Genomic DNA, 19489 nt, shown 5'->3' with positions numbered 1-19489 from the left:
AGGAGACTTCTGCTCGTGTCGATCACAGACGACATCCGTGTTCTCACCCAGCCGAATCACCCCTCGGACTGGACCGACTTGGATACCAGGGCCGTCGACACCGCGAGGGTTCTTGCCGCGGACGCCGTGCAGAAGGTCGGCAACGGTCATCCTGGTACCGCAATGAGCCTTGCGCCGTTGGCCTACACGCTCTTTCAGCGTGTGATGCGCCACGACCCGACCGACACACACTGGATCGGTCGCGACCGATTCGTGCTGTCGTGTGGTCACTCGAGCCTCACCCTCTACATTCAGCTCTACCTCGGCGGTTTCGGGCTCGAGCTGGCCGACATCGAAGCACTGCGGACCTGGAAGTCGAAGACACCGGGCCATCCCGAGTTCCGCCACACCCAGGGCGTCGAGATCACGACCGGTCCGCTGGGGCAGGGTCTGGCATCCGCGGTCGGCATGGCGATGGCGTCGCGCCGCGAGCGTGGCCTCTTCGATCCCGAACCCGCGTGGGGCGAGAGCCCGTTCGACCACTACATCTACGTGATCGCATCCGACGGTGACATCGAGGAGGGCATCACCTCGGAGGCATCCTCGCTCGCCGGCGTACAGGAACTCGGCAACCTGATCCTGTTCTACGACGACAACAAGATTTCGATCGAGCACGACACCACCATCGCGCTCGGCGAAGACACTGCGAAGCGCTACGAGGCCTACGGCTGGCACGTCCAGGTCGTGGAGGGTGGCGAGAACGTCACCGCGATCGAAGAGGCGACGGAAGCCGCCAAAGCCGTTCTCGATAAACCGTCGATCATCATCGTCCGCACGATCATCGGTTTCCCAGCGCCGACCAAGCAGAACACCGGCGGTGTGCACGGCTCGGCGCTCGGCGCGGACGAGGTCGCTGCAACCAAGAAGATTCTCGGCTTCGATCCGGAGAAGAACTTCGAGGTGACCGACGAGGTCATCGAGCACACCCGCGGCCTGCAGGAACGCGGCCGCAAGGCGCACGAGGCCTGGGACGTCGACTTCGATGCGTGGGCGGCACGTGAGCCCGAGCGTAAGAAGCTCCTCGACCGGCTGACCAGCGACGACCTGCCAAAGGGCTGGGCCGATGGTCTGCCGTCGTGGGAGGTCGGCGGCAAGGACGTCGCGACCCGCTCCGCATCGGGCGAGACGCTCAACGCACTCGGACCGGTACTGCCCGAACTGTGGGGCGGCTCGGCCGACCTCGCAGGCAGCAACAACACGACGATCAAGGGTGCCGACTCGTTCGGTCCGGTATCGATCGCGACGAAGGACTGGAACGCGACGCCGTACGGCCGCACCCTGCATTTCGGTATTCGCGAGCACGCCATGGGCGCGATCCTGAGCGGCATCGTGATGCACGGCCCGACCCGCGCATACGGTGGCACGTTCCTGCAGTTCAGCGACTACATGCGGCCGGCAGTCCGGCTCGCGTCGCTGATGGACATCGATCCGATCTACGTGTGGACCCACGACTCCATCGGGCTCGGCGAAGACGGTCCGACCCACCAGCCGATCGAGCACCTCGCGGCATTGCGTGCGATCCCGAACCTCAGTGTGGTTCGCCCCGGCGACGCCAACGAGACCGCGTTCGCCTGGAAAGCCGTGATCGCCAAGAGCAGTAGCTCGGGCCCGGTCGGTCTGATCCTCACCCGCCAGAACATTCCGATTCTCGAGGGCACGAGTGCCGAAGGTGTCGCCAAGGGCGGTTACGTCCTCGTCGATGCGTCGACGGCAGCTCCCGAGGTCATCATCGTCGCGACCGGTTCGGAACTGCAGCTTGCGGTTGCCGCGCGCGAGACGCTCGAAGCTCAGGGCATCGGCACCCGTGTCGTATCGATGCCATGCGTCGAGTGGTTCGAGAGCCAGGACCAGAACTACAAAGATCAAATTTTGCCCCCCACGGTGAAGGCTCGAGTTTCGGTCGAAGCGGGTATAGCAATGCCGTGGCACAAGATTGTCGGAGGCTACGGCGAGACCGTCTCGCTGGAGCACTTCGGCGAATCCGCCGACTACAAGGTTCTGTTCCGCGAGTACGGGTTCACCCCCGAAGCCGTCGTCGCGGCAGCACAGCGCTCGCTCACCTCCGTGAAGGGATAGCACAGTGACTCAGAATGCCAACCTCGAAAAACTTTCCGCCGCAGGCGTTTCCGTCTGGCTCGACGACCTCTCGCGCACCCGCATCCAGTCCGGCAACCTCGTCGAACTGATCAACACGCGCAGCGTGGTCGGCGTGACGACGAACCCGAGCATCTTCCAGGCTGCGCTCAGCAAGGGCGAGGCCTACGACGCCCAGGTCAACGAACTCGCTGCGCGTGGCGCCGATGTCGAAGCCACGATCCGCACCATCACGACCGACGATGTGCGCGACGCGTGCGACATCTTCCTTCCGGTCTACGAATCGAGTGGTGGCGTCGACGGACGCGTCTCCATCGAGGTCGATCCGTACCTCGCATTCGAGACCGACCAGACGGCGGCGCAGGCCATCGAGTTGTGGAAGATCGTGGATCGACCCAACCTGCTGATCAAGATCCCGGCGACGGAGGCAGGCCTGCCCGCGATCGCGAAGACGATCGGCGAGGGCATCAGTGTCAACGTCACGCTGATCTTCTCCGTCGAGCGGTACCGACTTGTCATGGACGCCTACCTCGAAGGCCTCGAAATTGCCAAGGCGGCGGGACGCGACCTGACCAAGATCCACTCGGTCGCATCGTTCTTCGTCTCGCGTGTCGACACCGAGATCGACGCGCGCTTGGACAAAGACGGCTCCGACGAAGCACTTGCGCTTCGCGGCAAAGCCGGCGTTGCCAATGCGGTTCTGGCGTACGACGCCTACCAGGACGTATTCGAGACCGGTGACCGTTTCACCGAGCTCCAGGCCGTCGGAGCCAACCGGCAGCGTCCGCTGTGGGCATCGACGGGTGTCAAGAACCCGGACTACTCCGACGTCATGTACGTCACCGATCTCGTTGCCCCGAACACCGTCAACACGATGCCGGAGAAGACCCTCGAGGCCGTCGCCGACCACGCGAAGATCACCGGCGACACGGTCAGCAACAAGGCAGGCAACGCGCAGAAGGTGTTCGACCAGCTCTCTGCGGCAGGCATCGACCTTCCCGACGTGTTCCGCGTCCTCGAGACCGAAGGCGTCGACAAGTTCACGAAGTCGTGGAAGGAACTACTCGACGCCACCGAGGAACAGTTGCAAGCAGCGAACAAAAGCTGAGCTGTGACCGACTCGGCGAGCGGTGCCGACTGGGTGAACCCCCTTCGGGACGAACGAGACAAACGCGTTCCACACATCGCAGGTCCGTGCAGCGTCGTCATCTTCGGCGTCACGGGCGATCTCGCGACCAAGAAGTTGATGCCGGCGATCTACGACCTCGGGAACCGGGGGCTGCTACCGCCCGGCTTCGCGTTGATCGGTTTCGCTCGCCGGGACTGGGAACACGAGGACTTCGCTGCGATCGTGCTCGAGGCGGTCAAAAAGCACGCTAGGACGCCGTTCCGGCAGGAGGTGTGGGACCGGCTCTCCGAAGGAATTCGGTTCGTGCAGGGCACTTTCGAGGACGACGCCGGATTCGAGAACCTGGCGACGACGCTCGCAACACTCGACGAAGAGCGCGGCACGGGTGGTAACCATGCCTTCTACCTCTCGATCCCTCCGGGCGCGTTTCCTGTTGTGCTCGAACAACTGTCGAAGTCCGGTCTGGCCAAACCTGCCGACGGGCAGTGGCGCCGGGTCGTCATCGAAAAGCCGTTCGGTCACGACTTGGCGAGCGCCAAAGAACTCAACAAGGTCGTCAACCGAGTCTTCCCCGAGCACACCGTCTTTCGCATCGATCACTACCTCGGCAAAGAGACGGTTCAGAACATCTTGGCGTTGCGTTTCGCCAACCAGCTGTTCGACCCGATCTGGAACGCGCACTACGTCGACCACGTCCAGATCACCATGGCCGAGGACATCGGTCTCGGCGGTCGCGGCGGCTACTACGACGGCATCGGTGCCGCCCGCGACGTGATTCAGAATCATCTGCTGCAATTGCTCGCGTTCACCGCGATGGAAGAGCCGATCAGCTTCAACCCGGCAGAGTTGCAGACCGAGAAGATCAAGGTCCTTTCGGCGACCAAAGTCGTCGAGCCACTCGACGAGACGACGGCGCGCGGCCAGTACGCGGCCGGTTGGCAGGGTAGCGAGCCGGTCGTCGGGTTGCTGCAGGAGGAGGGCTTCTCCAAGGAGTCGACCACGGAGACCTACGCGGCGATCACCCTCGAGGTGGATACCCGCCGCTGGGCAGGTGTGCCGTTTTACCTCCGCACCGGAAAGCGGTTGGGCCGCAGGGTCACCGAGATCGCCGTCGTGTTCAAACGCGCTCCGCATCTGCCGTTCGACCAGACGATGACAGAGGAGCTCGGCCAGAACGCACTTGTCATCCGAGTACAGCCGGACGAAGGTGTCACGCTGCGGTTCGGATCCAAGGTCCCTGGTTCGGGTATGGAGGTCCGCGACGTCAACATGGACTTCAGCTACGGCGAAGCGTTCACCGAGTCGTCTCCCGAGGCGTACGAGCGGCTGATTCTCGACGTTCTGCTCGGCGTGCCGTCGCTGTTCCCCGTCAACGCCGAGGTCGAGTTATCTTGGCGCATACTGGATCCCGTGCTGGAGCACTGGGCCGCGGGCGGTAGTCCCGAGCAGTACGAATCGGGTGGCTGGGGTCCGGATTCGGCGACGGAGATGCTTGCCCGCACCGGAAGGGAATGGAGGCGACCATGATTGTCGACATTGCCGATACCGATACGGGTGCGATCAACAAGAAGCTCATCCGATTGCGTGAGGACAGCGGGTCCGTCACGCTCGGCCGCGTCCTCACGCTCGTGGTCTGCACGTTGGACACCGCGGAGGCCGAAGAGGCGATCGAGGCCGCGAACGACGCGAGCAAGGAGCATCCCTGCCGCGTCATCGTCCTTGCCAGGGGCGATCGCGACGCCGACAACCGGCTCGACGCGCAGATTCGGCTCGGCGGCGACGCAGGCGCCTCCGAGGTGCTGATCCTGCGGATGCGCGGTGAGCTGTCGCAGCACGAAGCCAGCGTCGTCACTCCGTTCCTGCTCCCCGATACTCCTGTCGTGGCGTGGTGGCCTCGTGGCGCGCCGGTCGAACCGTCCCGAGATCCGGTGGGACAGTTGGCAACTCACCGCATTACGGACGCGACGTTCGCCGAGGATCCGATGGCGACGATCAAGGCGCGGCGCGAGTCGTCCGTCGCAGGCGATGCCGATCTGGCCTGGGCGCGTATCACCTACTGGCGTGCATTGCTCACAGCGGCGCTCGACGAAGCACCGTTCGTCCCGGTCGAATCGGTGACCGTGTCCGGCCTGCGCGAAGAACCTGCGCTGGACGTTCTTGCAGGATGGCTCGCAATTCGGTTGCAGTGCCCGGTGAATCGGCTCGTCGGCGACCTCTACGTCGAACTGCAACGCGGCGACACCGCGATCACCCTGTCGCGACCGCAGACCGGCCGCACCGCGACACTCGGCAGGACCGGGCAACCGGACAAGCGACTTGCGTTGCCGCGCAGGGAAACCTCCGAATGCCTCGCCGAAGAACTGCGCAGGCTGGACACCGACGAGATCTACCAGTCGGCACTCGAAGGCTTGGAGTTGGTGACGTATGAGTGAGGTCGTCGTCGAGCGTTATGCCGACACCGAGGCGTTGGTTGCGGCAGCCGCGCGCAGGTTCATCGCTGCGGTCGAACAGGCACAGGCCAAAAGAGGTTCGGCGTCGGTCGTGCTGACCGGCGGCGGCACCGGTATCGGACTGCTGAAGGCGCTGCGCGAGGACTCTGGATCTATCGATTGGCACCAGGTCGACATCTATTGGGGTGACGAGCGTTTCGTCCCTGCTGCCGATCCCGAGCGCAACGACCTGCAAGCTCGCGAGGCACTGCTCGACCACATCGGTATCGATCCGTCCCGCGTCCACCCGATGGCGGCGTCGGACGGCGACTTCGGAGACGACCCGGAGGCGGCCGCCAGAAACTACGTCGACGTCCTCGCGGCGAATTCGACGGACGGCCAGCTCCCGGCGTTCGACATCCACCTGCTCGGCATGGGCGGTGAAGGGCATATCAATTCACTGTTTCCCGACACCGACGCGGTTCGCGAGACGGCGAAGCTCGTCGTCGCCGTGACGGACTCCCCCAAGCCACCACCGACCCGAATCACGTTGACGCTGCCCGCTGTTCGTCGATCGAAGCAGGTGTGGTTGATCGTGTCCGGCGCAGCGAAAGCCGACGCGGTAGCAGCAGCGATCGGCGGCGCGGATCCAGTCGATATTCCGTCGGCGGGCGCGTCGGGTGTCGAGAAGACGGTCTGGCTGCTCGACGAAGCCGCGGCCTCAGCGCTGTAGGTCACAGCGCATCGTCGTCTTCCTTCGGCCGCACCCGCGGCAGTGACTTGTTGTTTTCGAGGCCATCGACGCGTGCACACACACTTCGGATCGCAGGACGGTTCCGCGAACGTGCCTTCATGCCGCGTCGCAACGACGAACCGCATCCCGACGGACTGTTTCCCGAATGAATGTCCACTGTCGCCAACCTTCTCACTGCCGCTGCTTGGGAAGCTCAGGGCTGCTTGCCCGTTCGAATGGTTGGACGTTGCGTCTGCGCGATCGGTTCCATGTGGACCGCGCTCGATGTTGAATGGACGCACGGCAGAGTTGCCCATTCCAAGTGACGGAGGTAGTCCGACGTGGTCACCACATCGACAATCGGCGAGGTCCGGCCCGAACACGATCGCGAAGCAGGCAGCGATCTCGTGTTGCTGTATTTCGTCCGAGGGTTCGCGCTACCGATCGTCGAACTGTGGTCCTATCTGACCGAGCCCGATCGATTGGAGGCATGGTTCGGCACCATGACGGGTGATCCGTTCTCCGGCGATGTTCGGATCACCGCGGACGACGACTGTCGGACCGAAACCGTTGACGTCCACGTCGATGCCTGCACATCACCACATCAGCTGAACGTCACCTTCGATGGCGCGATCCTCGAATTGCACCTGCATCAGGTAGGAGTCGTGACGACACTGGAGGTTGTCCGCAGGCATCTGCATCCCAACGAGGTCGCCGAGATCGGACCGCGTTGGCAGTACTACCTCGACAGACTCGAAACGACGATCGCGCGTGTGCCGCTGCCCTCCTGGAACGACTATCGCGAGCTGGCTTCGGAGTATTGATCCGAGGTCAGCCCGCGACAGTCGTGCTTGAAAAGGTCCAGCTCAGCTGACCGGAGCCGGCGTCGCCGTCGTTGTGGTCGGCGTCGTTGTCGGAGCCTCGGTTGTAGTGGTCGGCTCCGTCGTGGCCGGCTCGGTGGTGGTAGCCGGCGCGGTGGTGGACTCCGTTGTCGTCGGAGCCTCGGTTGTGGTCGGGGCAGTTGTCGACGGGGTAGTGGTTCCCGGCGTTGTGGTGGCCGGCGTCGTTGTTGTCGTTGTGGTCGAAGTGGTTGTCTCGGCCTCCGGCGACAGTGCGGCGGCGAGCGATGCTTGCGACGGCTTGACGGACTTGTCGACCGGCTCCCCGTTCTGTGCCTGCTTCGCAAGTTCGGTCAACCATGCCGCGGCGTATTCTGCCGAGGTCAGCGGCTTTCCGGTCTCCGGGTTGGCGTCACGCCAGTAGTCGAAGTGATGACCGGAGTGGTTCGGGCCGAGTGTGGTGTTGTACGGATCGCTCATGACGACAGGAATCGTGTTCTGATTCGTCACGACGAGCCCGATGATCTCCTTGAAGATCTTCTGCGGCAGGTAGGCCAGCGGCGACATCGCGTCGACCGAGATCGAGCTTGCGTCGGTCGCGGGCGGCGGCGTCGCACCCGGCTTGTAGGCCGGATCGGACACCTTCAGCAGCACGTCGAGGAATGTTTCGTCGCTTTGCATCCAGTTCGGGTTGTTCGCGATGTCGGCGAAGGCAGCGAACGCGATCTTGCCCATCGTGACAGCGACGTCCTGACCGGTTGCCGGAGTGAGTCCGTCACGTTCGAGGGCGTCGACGTTGATCTGCCTGCCGACGTTCACGGCAAGCTGCAGCAGCGAGATGTTCTCCGGCGCTGCACACGTGAGGTCGCCGTCCGAGCAGAAGGATGCGATCTTGCCGTTCAAGGCGCCGAAATCACCGCTGGTGCCTGGTAGCGCGCCCTTGCCCGAGGTCGGGTTCTTGCCGTTCTGGTATTTCTGATCGAAGCCGTCGGGATTGGCGAACGGATCTTCCGCACCGATGAACGGACCGTCACCCGCGCTGCGGCCGGCGTCGGCAAAGATGACAACTCCGACAACGTTGTTCGGATCGACAACGCCGTAGTTGCCGTTCGCGTCGGCCTCGTCGTGGCCGACCTTCGTCGCAACGCGACGGACGACATCCGCGCCTTCGCTGTAGCCGACGATGGAGAATTTGGTGTCCGGGCACGCAACGGCAATCTCGCGCATGACCGATTCGGTATTGGCGACACCGGCGTTGACGGCGTCTTCGTAGCTCGCCATGTTCGCGGGGTACGCGATGTAGACGGCGGCGTAGGAGTCGGGGTCGACCGCGTTGTCCGGTGCATTCACGACCGGGTCGACCCAGTTGCTGCTGTAGTCCCCTGACATCGCCGCGGGCAACGGGTTGCCGTTCGCGTCGAGCAGCATCTTCGTTTCGCCCTCGCGAGGCGTGTCACCACGGCCCGCGACGGAGATGGTGACCATGTCGTGGCACTCGGTGACCGACGAAGTCATCTCGGTGTCGATGGCCGTAGGTCCTGGTGATGCCGCCCAGGTGACGGCAACAATCGCCGCGACGCCGAGAATGGCAGGTGCTGCCGCAGTCGAGGCGATACGGTGCCGCCCGACAAATTCACGAATTCCCATGTGTATCTCCCGATCTCGTATTCGATTCACGTGCAATCGAATCTCGAATCCCTATGCGTGAATCGCGCGAAACAACCCCCGGGCCGCGCTTGATGTCACACGTCTCGTCGTCGCACGGAGCACACGCGTTACAGATTGCTGGTCAGGCGTACAACTTGTCGAGGTAGGTCTGTAGCGCTGCGGCACCGATAAGCATCGACCGGCCACGCGTGTTCACCCGTTCGCGCCACTCCCCGATCAGCTGCGCCAACGCCTCGACGCTACCTGCCGAGCGCACCTGAACCACGATCGGCGCAATCTGATTGAGCAGATACCCGCCGCGGCGGAGTTGATGCACAAGATGTGCGTCGCGGATGTCCGCAGGCCCGTACACACGGTATCCGGTCGACGGATCGCGGGCGGGCGCCAAGCCGGCGTCTTCCCAGCTCCGCAGCGTCGTCGGTTCGACGCCGATGCGCCGCGCAAGCTCGCGGACCGAAAGGAACTGTCGCGCAATGTCCTCGGTGGGCACAGCCTGCGCGACGGCCCGCTCGACGGAATCCAAGGTCAGCCGATCGGTCCGCAATTCGGTGTGGCTGTCGTCGATGAGCGCGAGCGCCTCGTCGACGGCTCCTCGATTGACCGCTGCAAGCACGGCGGTCGCGACACCATGACCGTGGCCGGGGACGAGAGCGACGAACGTGCGCAACGCGGCCGCATGGACGAGGGTGTAGACGCGATATCCCGATGCCGATCGGTCTGCGGCAGGCAGTATTCCGGCGGCTTCGTAATTGCGAACCGCTTGGGTCGACAGTCCGTGTTCGCGGGCAAGATCGACGGGTCGGTACTTTGAGGGTTTCGGTGAACTAGTCATTGTATTTCGTCCAAACTGTCAACCGTTGCGGTAATGATAGCGTCGAAGCACATGACACTCGGCACAGCGCTCGAACAGCACGGCACACCATTTTCATCGGACGGCGGTTCCGATCTCGCGGCCGCACTCGCGGAATTGTTGCGACACCTACCGGTTGCTCCACGTCTCCTCGGCTTCGGCGAGCCGATGCACGGCGAGCAACTGTTCCTGCGACTGCGCAACCAGATGTTCCACCAGCTCGTCGAACACGCGGGCTATCGGTCGATCGCGATCGAAAGCAGCTGCCTCGGTGGGCTTCTCGTAGACGCCCTGGTCGATGGTGGTGCCGGGTCGGTCGACGACGTCATGACCAGCGGGTTCAGCCACACCTTCGGCGAGTACGACGCCAACCGAGACCTCGTGGAATGGCTGGTCGCCTACAACCGCGGACGATCACCACACGATCGGGTCCGGTTCTACGGTTTCGATGCCCCGATGGAAACGATGGGAGCCGAAAGCCCGCGGCGTAGCCTGTTCGCGCTGCATACGTACCTGTCGACGACCCTCGATCCAGACGACCTGCCCTGCACAGGCGCCGAACTCGAGACATTGCTCGGTGCCGACGCCCGCTGGAGCAATCCGGCAGGAGCGATGGATCCGACGCAATCGATCGGCGCGAGTTCGGACGCGATCCGGCTGCGACACCTGACCGACGACCTGGTGCTGCTGCTGCGGATGGAAGCGCCACGACTGCACGCCGCGACGGCCCCGGACGAACGTTGGCTCGCCGACCTCCATGCTCGGACGGCTGCCGGCCTGCTCGACTATCACGCGGTAATGGCCTCCGACAATGCTCGACGGGTACCCCGACTGCTCGGTGTTCGCGACCTCATGATGGCCGACAATCTGTGCGCGATCGTCGAGCGCGAAGCCGACCGTGGACCGACCTTCGCCTTCGCTCACAACGGCCACCTGCAGAAAGGTGAGTCGCAGTGGACGATGGGCGAACAGCAGCTGCACTGGTGGTGTGCGGGCGGCCACCTCGACGGCCGGCTCGGCGACGCCTACCGCGTGATCGGTTCGGCGATCGGCACAGCTCACCACCACACCATCGCCGAACCCGAAGCTGCCTCGCTCGAAGGTGAGCTCTACGCGGCAACGACGGGGAATGTGCTGATAGCCACCGATGCCCTACCGAACGGGCAACGCGAGCGCCGCACGTCGGCGAACTACGCCTACATCCCACTGGAAACGACAAGCCTCACCGAACTCGATGCCATCGTTTTCGTGCGCGACATCGAGCCGGTGCAGGCGGCTTAACCGCTGTTGCCGTCTAACCGCTATTGCGCAGTGCCGTCGCCAAGCCGTTCATCGTGAGCAGGATGCCGCGCTTCACGAGTTCACGGTCGTCTCCGGCACGGAACTGCCGCAGCAGTTCGACCTGCAGGTGATTCAGTGGTTCCAGATACGGGAACCGGTTGAACACCGACCGCGCCACCGCCGGGTTGTCGGCGAGCAGATCGTCGGCGCCGGTGATCGCCTTGTACATCCTGATCGTTTTCGCGTGCTCGTCGCTGATCATGCCGAAGACCTTGTTGCGCAACTCGACGTCCGGAACCAGTTCGGCATAGCGAGCCGCCAACCCGAGGTCGGACTTCGCGATCACCATCGCCATGTTGGACAGCACGGTTCGGAAGAACGGCCAGCGTTCGTTGAGGTCGGCCAGCTGGGCGAGCTTGTCCGCGTCGCCGTCCACCCATTCCTCGAACGCTGTTCCGACGCCGTACCAACCTGGCAGCATGACCCGCGATTGACTCCAGGACATCACCCACGGGATCGCACGAAGGTCGTACACAGAATTCGTCGGCTTTCGCGATGCCGGGCGGCTACCGATGTTCAGCTCACCGATCTCGGCGACAGGAGTCGACATCCGGAAGTATTCGACGAAACCCGGTGTCTTGTGGACGAGTTCGCCGTAGGCGCGTCGGGCTCGTTCGGCAAGATCGTCCAGAATCGCGTACGCGGGTTCGGCGGCGGCACCGAGGCCCTCGACGTCGAGCAGCGTCGACTCCAGCGTCGCGGCGAGCAACGACTCCAGATTTCGTCGCGCGATCCTCGGCTCGGCGTACTTCGCGGCGATGACCTCACCCTGCTCGGTGATACGAAGTGAACCCGTCACGGCTCCGACCGGCTGCGCGAGAATCGCCTCGTAGCTCGGGCCACCACCACGGCCGACCGCTCCCCCGCGACCGTGAAAGAGCCGCAACCGAATTCCGCTCTTGCGTGCCGCATCGACCAGGTCGAGTTCGGCGCGATAGAGCGCCCAGTTCGCGGCGAGGTACCCGCCGTCCTTGTTCGAATCGGAATAGCCGAGCATCACTTCCTGGTTGTCACCGCGCGAGCTGACCAGCGCTCGGTAGACCGGGACGTCGAGAGCGGCGAGCAACGTCGCCGCACCCTGCTGCAGATCCTCGATCGTCTCGAAGAGCGGCACAACACCGACCGACGAGGTCGGCGTCCCTGACCCCGGATCGAGGATGCCCGCTTCCTTGAGCAGAACCGACGCTTCGAGCAGATCGCTCACCGACGTGCACATACTGATGATGTAGTTCGGCACCGAGCGTGGCCCGAGCGTGCGAACGGCAAGTGCCGCCGCGCGGGTGATCGCCAACTCTTTCGTCGTCAGTTCGCTGAATTCCGCATCGGGACTCGACAGCGGTCGCCGTGTCGCCAACTCCTGTGCAAGCAACTCGACGCGCTCGTCCTCGGGCAGGCTCCGATAGTCGGGGTGCACACCCGCCCAGGCGAACAACTCCGCGACGACCTCTTCGTGTATTTCGGAGTTCTGCCGCAGATCCAGACTCGACAGATGGAAACCGAACGTCTCTATGGACCACCGCAGCGCGGCGAGCCTGTCGTCGGCGAGGATGGCGTCGCCGTGCCCGCGCAGCGAGGTGTCGATCGCGTCGAGGTCGTTCAACGCCTGCTGCGGCGTCTCGTACGGTTCCAAACCGAGCGAGACCGCATCCGCCGGAAGTTTGTCGAGAATCTGCTCCGCGGTCGCGGTGAGTCGGCCTCGTACACACCGCACAGCTTGTCGGTAGGGCTCGTCGTCGCGGTTGGACCCGCTGTCCCCCGATGCTTCTGCCAGCTCTTGCACCGCGTAGCTGATCGTGACGAGGCGAGCCGACATCGACAATTCCTGCTCGAGTTTCGACAGCTCGGCCAGGTGATGCTCGATCGCGACGAACGCCGCGCGATGGGTCGCGTTGTGCACCACCTCGGCAGTGACGAACGGGTTCCCGTCGCGATCGCCACCGATCCATGAACCGGGCCGCAAGATCGGCTGTTCGAGGAGGTTCACGTCCGGCCACCGACGTCGCAGCTCGTCTCTCACCTGCGCGTTGATCCGCGGAATCACCTCGAGCAACGACAGATGGAAGTACCGCAGCCCGACCTCGATCTCGTCCTGAATCCGCAAGCGTGACAGCCGAATCAGCGCGGTCTGCCACAGCGTGATGATCTGGCGGCGCAGTTGCCGATCGACTTCGGCGGTCTCGTCGTCGTCGAGTTCGGTGCGCTCCCGAAATCGCATCAGTTCGGTGATGCGGGATTGCACCTCGAAGATCGTGCGACGCCTGGTTTCGGTCGGATGCGCGGTGATGACGGGCGCGACGAGGGCATCGGTGAGCAGGTCGGCGACCCTGGACGAATCGAGTTGGGCCGCATCGAGTTTCGCGTAGGTTGCCGCGAGCGAGCTGTCCTGCGGTGGCTCACCTGCGCGGATGTGAATCGATCGCCGTCGATCGCGATGGATGTCTTCGGCGAGATTGGCGAGCAACGAGAAGTGACTGAAAGCGCGGATGACGGGGATCGCCTTGCCGATCTCGATACCGTCGAACAAAGTCGCAAGTTCCGCACGGTCGATCTCCGAGCGCCTGACCCGAAACGATTCGACGCGCGCCTTTTCCACCAGCGCAAAGACGTCTTCGCCTTCTTGATCGTGAACTATCTGGCCGAGGATTCCGCCGAGGAGTCGGATGTCTTCACGAAGCGGTTCGGTTGCCGCACGGCCTGGATCGGTCGATGTCATGGCAACAGTAAATACTGTCGCGGTTACGCGGTTATGACGTCACCCGAAATGACGCCGGCCGAACTTCGGACTAGCTGTACTTGATTTCGAGACCGATACCGAGGATGGCAATCAGCCAGACGACAGAGGTGAAGACAGTGATGCGATCGAGGTTCTTCTCGACAACCGTCGACCCGGACAGGCTGGACTGCACGCCACCACCGAAAAGGCTGGAAAGGCCGCCACCCTTGGCACGGTGCAGCAGCACCAGCAGCATCAGCAGCAGGCTCGTCGCCACCAGCAAGATATCCAGGAACAGATCCATGTTCGCCCTCAAAGTCGACTACGCGCGCAATTCGGGATCAACAATACAGGGCCGCTCGAGGCCGATTGCGCACCCCGACCCGGTAGCGCGCCCGCATCGGCGAATGTGAAACGTTACGGGCGACCGCCTCCGCACGAAGGATTGGTGACGTGGCAACCGAGTTCGCCGAGATGTACCGCGAACACGTAGCGCCGACCTGGCGCTACGTGCGGGCCCGGCTGCCATCGGATGCCGATGCGGAGGATGTGACCAGCGAGGTGTTCACGCAGGCGATGCGTTCGTGGGACACCTACGACGCCGAATTGGGTCGGGTCGGTGGCTGGCTGATCGGCATCGCCCGGCATGTCCTGGCCGACTGGTGGCGTCGGCGTGGTCGAGAACTACCCGTCGAGGCGGTCGACTCCGACGGCTTGCGCTCGGACCGTACCGACACCGAGCACGATCCCGAAAGTTGGGCGTTGCGCCTCGACGGCGTCGACGATCTACGACGCCAACTCGGCCTGTTGACCGTCCGCGAACGAGAGGCTGTCGCGCTGCGCTTCGGCAGCGACATGTCGTCCGAGCAGATCGGGGCCGCGATGGGGATCTCGGCGACCGCCGCGCGCATGCTCGTCTACCGAGCGGTCGGCAAGTTGCGGGAGGTGATGAAGGCATGAGCAGCGACCTGAACGGCGACGAGTACTTCGATCCCGATGAACTGGCCGCGGCACAACGACTCGACGACGACATCGGTCGTACGCTCGCCGGCGACCCATCTCGTGAGACCGACCCGACCGTCTTGTGGTTGGCGACCTCCTTGCAGGCGCGTCCTTCGAGGTCGGTCTACAAACGCATTTCTGCAGCCATCAGCGTTCGCGAACAACGTGAGTGGCGGATAGTGCAATTCGTAGCCGCCGCTCTCGCGCTGCTGATCGCGTCACACGGGATCAGCATTTTCACCAGTGGTGAGTGGATCGCGCGCAATATCGGCGAGCCCTACGCACCACATGCCGCGTTCGAAAGTGCTTTTGCATATCTCGCTGTTGCCGGCACGATCGCGGCCGGTGCGATCAGGAAGAGCTGGACACCCGTCGCCGTCGTGGCGGGTCTGCCGCTCGGGCTTGTGCTCGCGATCCATGGCGCCTCAGAGGTGACCCATTTCGCCTACGGTGCCGCTCTACACCTGTCGGAGGGTGTGTTCGCTGTGGCGCTTGTCATAGTCTGGTGGCGATTCGGGCGTTACGGAACAGGGAGCAAACGCCAAGAGTAGGTGTGAGCAAGCCTGATCGACCGGCGGTCCTGTGGACCCGTGTACTCCTCGCCGCATTGGCGGTGCCGCAACTCTTCACCGGCCTGTGGGCCGTGACTGCCACCGAGAGTTGGTATCGCTCGTTTCCGGGATTCGGGCCCATGCTCGTGGCCGCCGAACCGCCGTACAACGCTCATTTGGCGTATGACGCCGGAGCTGGCTTTGTCGCGACAGGGGTGTTTCTGCTGCTCGCGGCGTGGTGGGGTGACCGCAGGGTGGTGCTGATCGCGGGGATTTCACTGCTGTCGTTCGCACTACCGCACGTCATCTATCACCTAGCCCATCCGTCACCGGGGCTCAGCGACCCCGAAAACGTCGTCAACGCAGTAGTTCTCGCCATCGCAGCTGTGCTGCCGCTGGCCGTAATCGTCGCAACCGCACGGGCAGATCGATCCACACCAACGAAGGAGAACACACACCGATGAGAGCGCTTCGAAGGATCTGGCACTTCACGAAGGTCATGGCCAGCGCCAAACGTAATCGCACCGATCTGTGGGGCTGGCTCATCAGGCGACCGATGTTGCTGTTGGCAACGCTGTTCTACGAGTTCTCTCTGATCTTCAGCAATCGTTTGGACCCCAAGTACAAAGAGCTCGCCGAGCTGAAAGCAGCGGGCTTGATCAACTGTGAGTACTGCCTCGACATCGGGTCGGCGCTCGCGCACCACGGCGGGCTCACCGAACAGCAGATCCGGGACTTGCCGAAGTACAAGACGAGCGACGCCTACACCGACCTCGAGAAGCTCGTCATCGGATTCGCGGAGGCCATGACGGTGACGCCGGCTGTGGACCTCGAAGAGATCCGTACCGAACTGTTGACGCACTTCACACGTGGTCAGCTCGCCGAGCTGGCTGGCGCTGTCGCGTGGGAAAACCAGCGGGCGCGCGTCAATCAGGCGCTAGGAGTGCGTCCGACAGGCATCGCAGACGGAATGGTCTGCGCGATTCCAGAGAGATAGGCCGCAAGCGGCTCGTGAGTCTTTTCGGTGGGCGAGCCCACCGAAAAGACTCACGAGCGGCGAAGCCGCCTCAGGGCAGCGGGCCACCGGCGGCGATTGCGCACAGGGTCGCGAACTCTTCACCCTTGAGTGACGCACCGCCGACGAGTGCACCGTCGACGTCGGGTTCGGCAACGATCTCGCCGACGTTCTTGGAACTGACCGAGCCGCCGTAGAGCACCCGAACACCGGCAGCGACCTCGTCGGATGCCAGCTTCGCCAGCTCGGCGCGGATCGCACCGCACACTTCCTGCGCGTCGGACGGTGTCGCCACGCGACCGGTGCCGATAGCCCACACCGGCTCGTAGGCAACGACTACCTTCGCTATGTCGGCCGCCGACAAGCCCTGCAGCGAACAGCGCAACTGCTCGAGGTTGTACTCGACCTGATTGCCTGCCTCGCGAATGTCGAGACCTTCACCGATGCAGACGATCGGCGTCAGACCGTGCTTCAGCGCAGCCTTCGTCTTTGCCAGCACCGTCGCGTCGTCTTCACCGTGCAGTGTGCGTCGCTCCGAATGCCCGACGACCGCGTACGTCGCGCCGAGCTTCGCCAGCATCGAACCGCTGATCTCGCCGGTGTACGCACCCGAATCGTGTTGCGACACATCCTGTGCGCCGTAGGTGAGCAGGAGCTTGTCGCCCTCCACCACGGTCTGGACGCTGCGGAGGTCGGTGAACGGCGGGATGACCGTCACGTCCACCTTGTCGAAGTACTTCGCAGGCAACGCGAATGCGATCTTCTGCACCAGGCCGATGGCCTCGAGGTGGTTCAGATTCATCTTCCAGTTGCCCGCGATCAGCGGCTTGCGGCTCATTCTGTGCCCTCTAGTGCCGTGATTCCTGGAAGCTCTTTGCCTTCCAGGTATTCCAGCGACGCGCCGCCGCCGGTGGAGATGTGCGAGAAACCGTCGTCGGGCAGCCCGAGCGAGCGGACAGCAGCAGCAGAATCGCCGCCGCCGACAACGCTGAACGCGCCCTTGGCGGTCGCTCCGGCGATTGCCTCGGCCACTCCCCTGGTCCCGTCGGCGAACTTCTCGAATTCGAACACACCCATCGGGCCGTTCCAGAAGATCGTCTTGGCCGCACCGAGCACCGCGCTGAATCGCTTGGTGGACTCGGGTCCGATGTCCAGACCCATCCAGCCGTCCGGAATCTGATGCGAGGCAACAACCTTCGCTTCGGCATCAGCGGAGAAGCTGTCGGCTACGACAACGTCCTTCGGCAGATGAATGACGTCGGCGAACCGGTCGAGCAGGTCCTTGCAGGTGTCGATCATCTCGTCCTGCTTCAGCGAGTTGCCGACCGAATAGCCTTGCGCCGCAAAGAAGGTGAAGCACATGCCGCCGCCGATCACCAGCGTGTCGACCTGTGGTGCCAGCGCTTCGATGACCGCGAGCTTGTCGGAAACCTTCGAACCACCGAGCACGACCGCGTACGGCCGTGCGGGCTCCTCGGTCAGCTTGGCAAGCACGTCGACCTCGGTGGCGACTAGGTTGCCCGCATAGGACGGCAGCAGCTTCGCGACGTCGTAGACCGAAGCCTGCTTGCGGTGTACGACACCGAAACCGTCCGAGACGAAAGCACCGTCGTCACCGACCAACTCGACGAGGGCCTTGGCGAGCTTGGTGCGCTCGGCCTCGTCCTTGCTCGTCTCGCGGGCGTCGAAGCGGATGTTCTCGAGCAGCAGCACGTCGCCGTCGGTCAGTCCTTCCGAGCGGGCGAGGGCGTCTCCGCCGACGACGTCACCTGCGAGTTGCACGTTGCGACCGAGTTCTTCGCTCAGCCGCGCAGCAACCGGAGCCAACGAAAAGGCTGGGTCCGGTGCACCTTTCGGACGTCCGAGGTGCGCGGTGACAACAACTTTGGCACCGGCCTCGACCAGCGCCTTGATCGTCGGCACCGACGCGATGATGCGGCCGGGGTCGGTAATGGTGCCGTTGTCGAGCGGAACGTTGAGGTCGGAGCGCACGAGCACGCCGCGACCTTCGACCCCTTCGTCGAGCAGATTCTGCAGAGTCTTCACAGCCACGTGCGCGCGCCTCAGAGAGACTTGGCGACGAGGCCGATGAGGTCGGCAAGACGGTTCGAGTAACCCCACTCGTTGTCGTACCAGGACACGATCTTGACCTGGTCGTCGATCGCCTTGGTCAACGGCGCGTCGAAGATCGACGAGTGCGGATCGGTCACGATGTCGCTGGACACGATCGGGTCGGTGTTGTACTTCAGGATGCCCTTCAGCGGGCCTTCGGCTGCAGCCTTCATCACTGCGTTGACCTCGTCGGCGGTGGCCGACTTGCGCAGGTTCGCGGTGAGGTCGGTGACCGAACCCGTTGGGATCGGCACCCGGAGCGCGTAGCCGTCGAGCTTGCCGAGCAGCTGCGGGAGCACGAGGCCGATGGCCTTGGCTGCACCGGTGCCGGTCGGGACGATGTTCAGTGCAGCCGCGCGAGCGCGACGCAGGTCTGCGTGCGGTGCGTCCTGCAGGTTCTGATCCTGGGTGTAGGCGTGGATCGTCGTCATCAAACCCTTGACGATGCCGAACTCGTCGTCGAGGACCTTGGCGATCGGGCCGAGGCAGTTGGTGGTGCACGAGGCGTTGGAGATGATGTTCTGGCTGCCGTCGTACTTGTCGTCGTTGACGCCCATCACGATGGTGATGTCTTCGCCCTTGGCGGGTGCGGAGATGATGACCTTCTTCGCGCCTGCGTCCAAGTGGCCCTTGGCCTTTGCCGCGTCGGTGAAGATACCGGTCGACTCGACGACGATGTCGACGCCGAGGTCGCCCCACGGCAGTTCGGCGAGCGGTCCGCGGTGCGCGAGTGCAGTGATGCGCTGATCGCCGACGACGATCGTGTCTTCACCATCGAGCGAGACGTCGTACGGCAGGCGACCGAGGATCGAGTCGTACTTGAGGAGATGCGCGAGTGTCGCATTGTCGGTCAGATCGTTGACCGCGACAATTTCGATGTCAGTCGTGCCGAGCGCCTTCTGTGCGTCGACCGCACGGAAGAAGTTCCGTCCGATACGACCGAAGCCGTTCACGCCTACACGTACCGTCACAGT

The 19489-nt window shown here is 63.7% G+C and carries 18 protein-coding genes; 11 read left to right on the top strand and 7 right to left on the bottom strand.

The genetic code is table 11. The features are described from left to right. Positions 1-15 precede the first annotated feature (15 nt). The 6 genes from tkt to JGU71_RS01085 all read left to right on the top strand — a co-directional run bounded on the left by tkt (position 16) and on the right by JGU71_RS01085 (position 7248). Positions 16-2115, top strand: a complete 2100-nt coding sequence (gene tkt, locus JGU71_RS01110) for a transketolase (protein ID WP_199701158.1) — start codon at positions 16-18, stop codon at positions 2113-2115. A gap of 4 nt (positions 2116-2119) precedes the next feature. Further along, complete coding sequence (tal, locus tag JGU71_RS01105) at positions 2120-3241, top strand: transaldolase (protein ID WP_199701157.1); 1122 nt, start codon at positions 2120-2122, stop codon at positions 3239-3241. Between the two features lie 3 nt (positions 3242-3244). Beyond that, positions 3245-4789, top strand: a complete 1545-nt coding sequence (gene zwf, locus JGU71_RS01100; protein ID WP_199701155.1) for a glucose-6-phosphate dehydrogenase — start codon at positions 3245-3247, stop codon at positions 4787-4789. Next, positions 4786-5694, top strand: coding sequence for a glucose-6-phosphate dehydrogenase assembly protein OpcA (gene opcA / locus JGU71_RS01095; protein WP_199701154.1), 909 nt, complete (start codon positions 4786-4788; stop codon positions 5692-5694). The genes zwf and opcA overlap by 4 nt, the downstream gene beginning before the upstream one ends. After that, positions 5687-6424 (top strand): 6-phosphogluconolactonase, encoded by a 738-nt coding sequence (gene pgl / locus JGU71_RS01090; protein ID WP_199701153.1) that lies wholly within the window; start codon positions 5687-5689, stop codon positions 6422-6424. Before opcA ends, pgl begins: the two co-directional genes overlap by 8 nt. 341 nt (positions 6425-6765) lie before the next feature. After that, positions 6766-7248: an SRPBCC domain-containing protein gene (locus tag JGU71_RS01085; protein WP_199701152.1), complete on the top strand. Its 483-nt coding sequence runs from the start codon at positions 6766-6768 to the stop codon at positions 7246-7248. Positions 7249-7290: 42 nt separating this feature from the next. Here the strand turns inward: JGU71_RS01085 and JGU71_RS01080 are convergent, their stop codons facing one another. Beyond that, positions 7291-8910 (bottom strand): cutinase family protein, encoded by a 1620-nt coding sequence (locus JGU71_RS01080; protein WP_199701146.1) that lies wholly within the window; start codon positions 8908-8910, stop codon positions 7291-7293. Positions 8911-9052: 142 nt separating this feature from the next. Beyond that, the gene (locus tag JGU71_RS01075) at positions 9053-9763 is read right to left on the bottom strand and encodes a MerR family transcriptional regulator (protein WP_199701145.1); all 711 of its coding nucleotides are present in this window, start codon (positions 9761-9763) and stop codon (positions 9053-9055) included. 51 nt (positions 9764-9814) lie between these two features. Here JGU71_RS01075 and JGU71_RS01070 point away from each other — a divergent pair, with 51 nt between their 5' ends. Next, entirely contained in the window at positions 9815-11062 is a 1248-nt protein-coding gene (locus JGU71_RS01070; RefSeq protein WP_199701143.1) for an erythromycin esterase family protein, read from the top strand. Between the two features lie 13 nt (positions 11063-11075). Here JGU71_RS01070 and ppc read toward each other — a convergent pair whose 3' ends face one another. Both ppc and secG read right to left on the bottom strand, forming a co-directional pair. Beyond that, positions 11076-13835, bottom strand: a complete 2760-nt coding sequence (gene ppc, locus JGU71_RS01065) for a phosphoenolpyruvate carboxylase (RefSeq protein ID WP_199701141.1) — start codon at positions 13833-13835, stop codon at positions 11076-11078. 70 nt (positions 13836-13905) lie between these two features. After that, a complete protein-coding gene (gene secG, locus JGU71_RS01060; protein WP_199701140.1) occupies positions 13906-14139 on the bottom strand; it encodes a preprotein translocase subunit SecG in 234 nt (77 codons plus the stop codon). A gap of 149 nt (positions 14140-14288) precedes the next feature. On the opposite strand from secG, the gene JGU71_RS01055 reads away from it, so the two are divergent. The 4 genes from JGU71_RS01055 to JGU71_RS01040 are packed head-to-tail and all read left to right on the top strand — an operon-like array spanning position 14289 to position 16385. Next, the gene (locus JGU71_RS01055; protein WP_307829437.1) at positions 14289-14795 is read left to right on the top strand and encodes an RNA polymerase sigma factor; all 507 of its coding nucleotides are present in this window, start codon (positions 14289-14291) and stop codon (positions 14793-14795) included. Beyond that, a complete protein-coding gene (locus JGU71_RS01050) occupies positions 14792-15388 on the top strand; it encodes a hypothetical protein (protein ID WP_199701138.1) in 597 nt (198 codons plus the stop codon). Before JGU71_RS01055 ends, JGU71_RS01050 begins: the two co-directional genes overlap by 4 nt. A 2-nt stretch (positions 15389-15390) precedes the next feature. Beyond that, a complete protein-coding gene (locus tag JGU71_RS01045; protein ID WP_199701136.1) occupies positions 15391-15852 on the top strand; it encodes a hypothetical protein in 462 nt (153 codons plus the stop codon). Next, on the top strand, positions 15849-16385 hold the full coding sequence (locus JGU71_RS01040) for a carboxymuconolactone decarboxylase family protein (RefSeq protein WP_199701134.1): 537 nt from the start codon (positions 15849-15851) through the stop codon (positions 16383-16385). The genes JGU71_RS01045 and JGU71_RS01040 overlap by 4 nt, the downstream gene beginning before the upstream one ends. A 70-nt stretch (positions 16386-16455) precedes the next feature. Here JGU71_RS01040 and tpiA read toward each other — a convergent pair whose 3' ends face one another. The 3 genes from tpiA to gap are packed head-to-tail and all read right to left on the bottom strand — an operon-like array spanning position 16456 to position 19486. Further along, entirely contained in the window at positions 16456-17241 is a 786-nt protein-coding gene (gene tpiA, locus JGU71_RS01035; protein WP_199701132.1) for a triose-phosphate isomerase, read from the bottom strand. Further along, positions 17238-18455 (bottom strand): phosphoglycerate kinase, encoded by a 1218-nt coding sequence (locus JGU71_RS01030; protein WP_199701130.1) that lies wholly within the window; start codon positions 18453-18455, stop codon positions 17238-17240. Before JGU71_RS01030 ends, tpiA begins: the two co-directional genes overlap by 4 nt. A gap of 11 nt (positions 18456-18466) precedes the next feature. Continuing rightward, complete coding sequence (gap, locus tag JGU71_RS01025) at positions 18467-19486, bottom strand: type I glyceraldehyde-3-phosphate dehydrogenase (protein ID WP_199701128.1); 1020 nt, start codon at positions 19484-19486, stop codon at positions 18467-18469. Between the last annotated feature and the right edge of the window lie 3 nt (positions 19487-19489).

It is taken from the genome of Antrihabitans stalagmiti (genome assembly GCF_016482825.1).
Classification (GTDB): domain Bacteria; phylum Actinomycetota; class Actinomycetes; order Mycobacteriales; family Mycobacteriaceae; genus Antrihabitans; species Antrihabitans stalagmiti.
This window is presented reverse-complemented; position numbering and strand designations above follow the sequence as displayed.

Coding starts and splice junctions, on each gene's coding strand:
- opcA (WP_199701154.1), top strand. CDS start 4,786: ATGATTGTCGACATTGCCGATACCGATACGGGTGCGATCAACAAGAAG.
- pgl (WP_199701153.1), top strand. CDS start 5,687: ATGAGTGAGGTCGTCGTCGAGCGTTATGCCGACACCGAGGCGTTGGTT.
- JGU71_RS01080 (WP_199701146.1), bottom strand. CDS start 8,910: ATGGGAATTCGTGAATTTGTCGGGCGGCACCGTATCGCCTCGACTGCG.
- JGU71_RS01075 (WP_199701145.1), bottom strand. CDS start 9,763: ATGACTAGTTCACCGAAACCCTCAAAGTACCGACCCGTCGATCTTGCC.
- JGU71_RS01070 (WP_199701143.1), top strand. CDS start 9,815: ATGACACTCGGCACAGCGCTCGAACAGCACGGCACACCATTTTCATCG.
- ppc (WP_199701141.1), bottom strand. CDS start 13,835: ATGACATCGACCGATCCAGGCCGTGCGGCAACCGAACCGCTTCGTGAA.
- secG (WP_199701140.1), bottom strand. CDS start 14,139: ATGGATCTGTTCCTGGATATCTTGCTGGTGGCGACGAGCCTGCTGCTG.
- JGU71_RS01050 (WP_199701138.1), top strand. CDS start 14,792: ATGAGCAGCGACCTGAACGGCGACGAGTACTTCGATCCCGATGAACTG.
- JGU71_RS01040 (WP_199701134.1), top strand. CDS start 15,849: ATGAGAGCGCTTCGAAGGATCTGGCACTTCACGAAGGTCATGGCCAGC.
- tpiA (WP_199701132.1), bottom strand. CDS start 17,241: ATGAGCCGCAAGCCGCTGATCGCGGGCAACTGGAAGATGAATCTGAAC.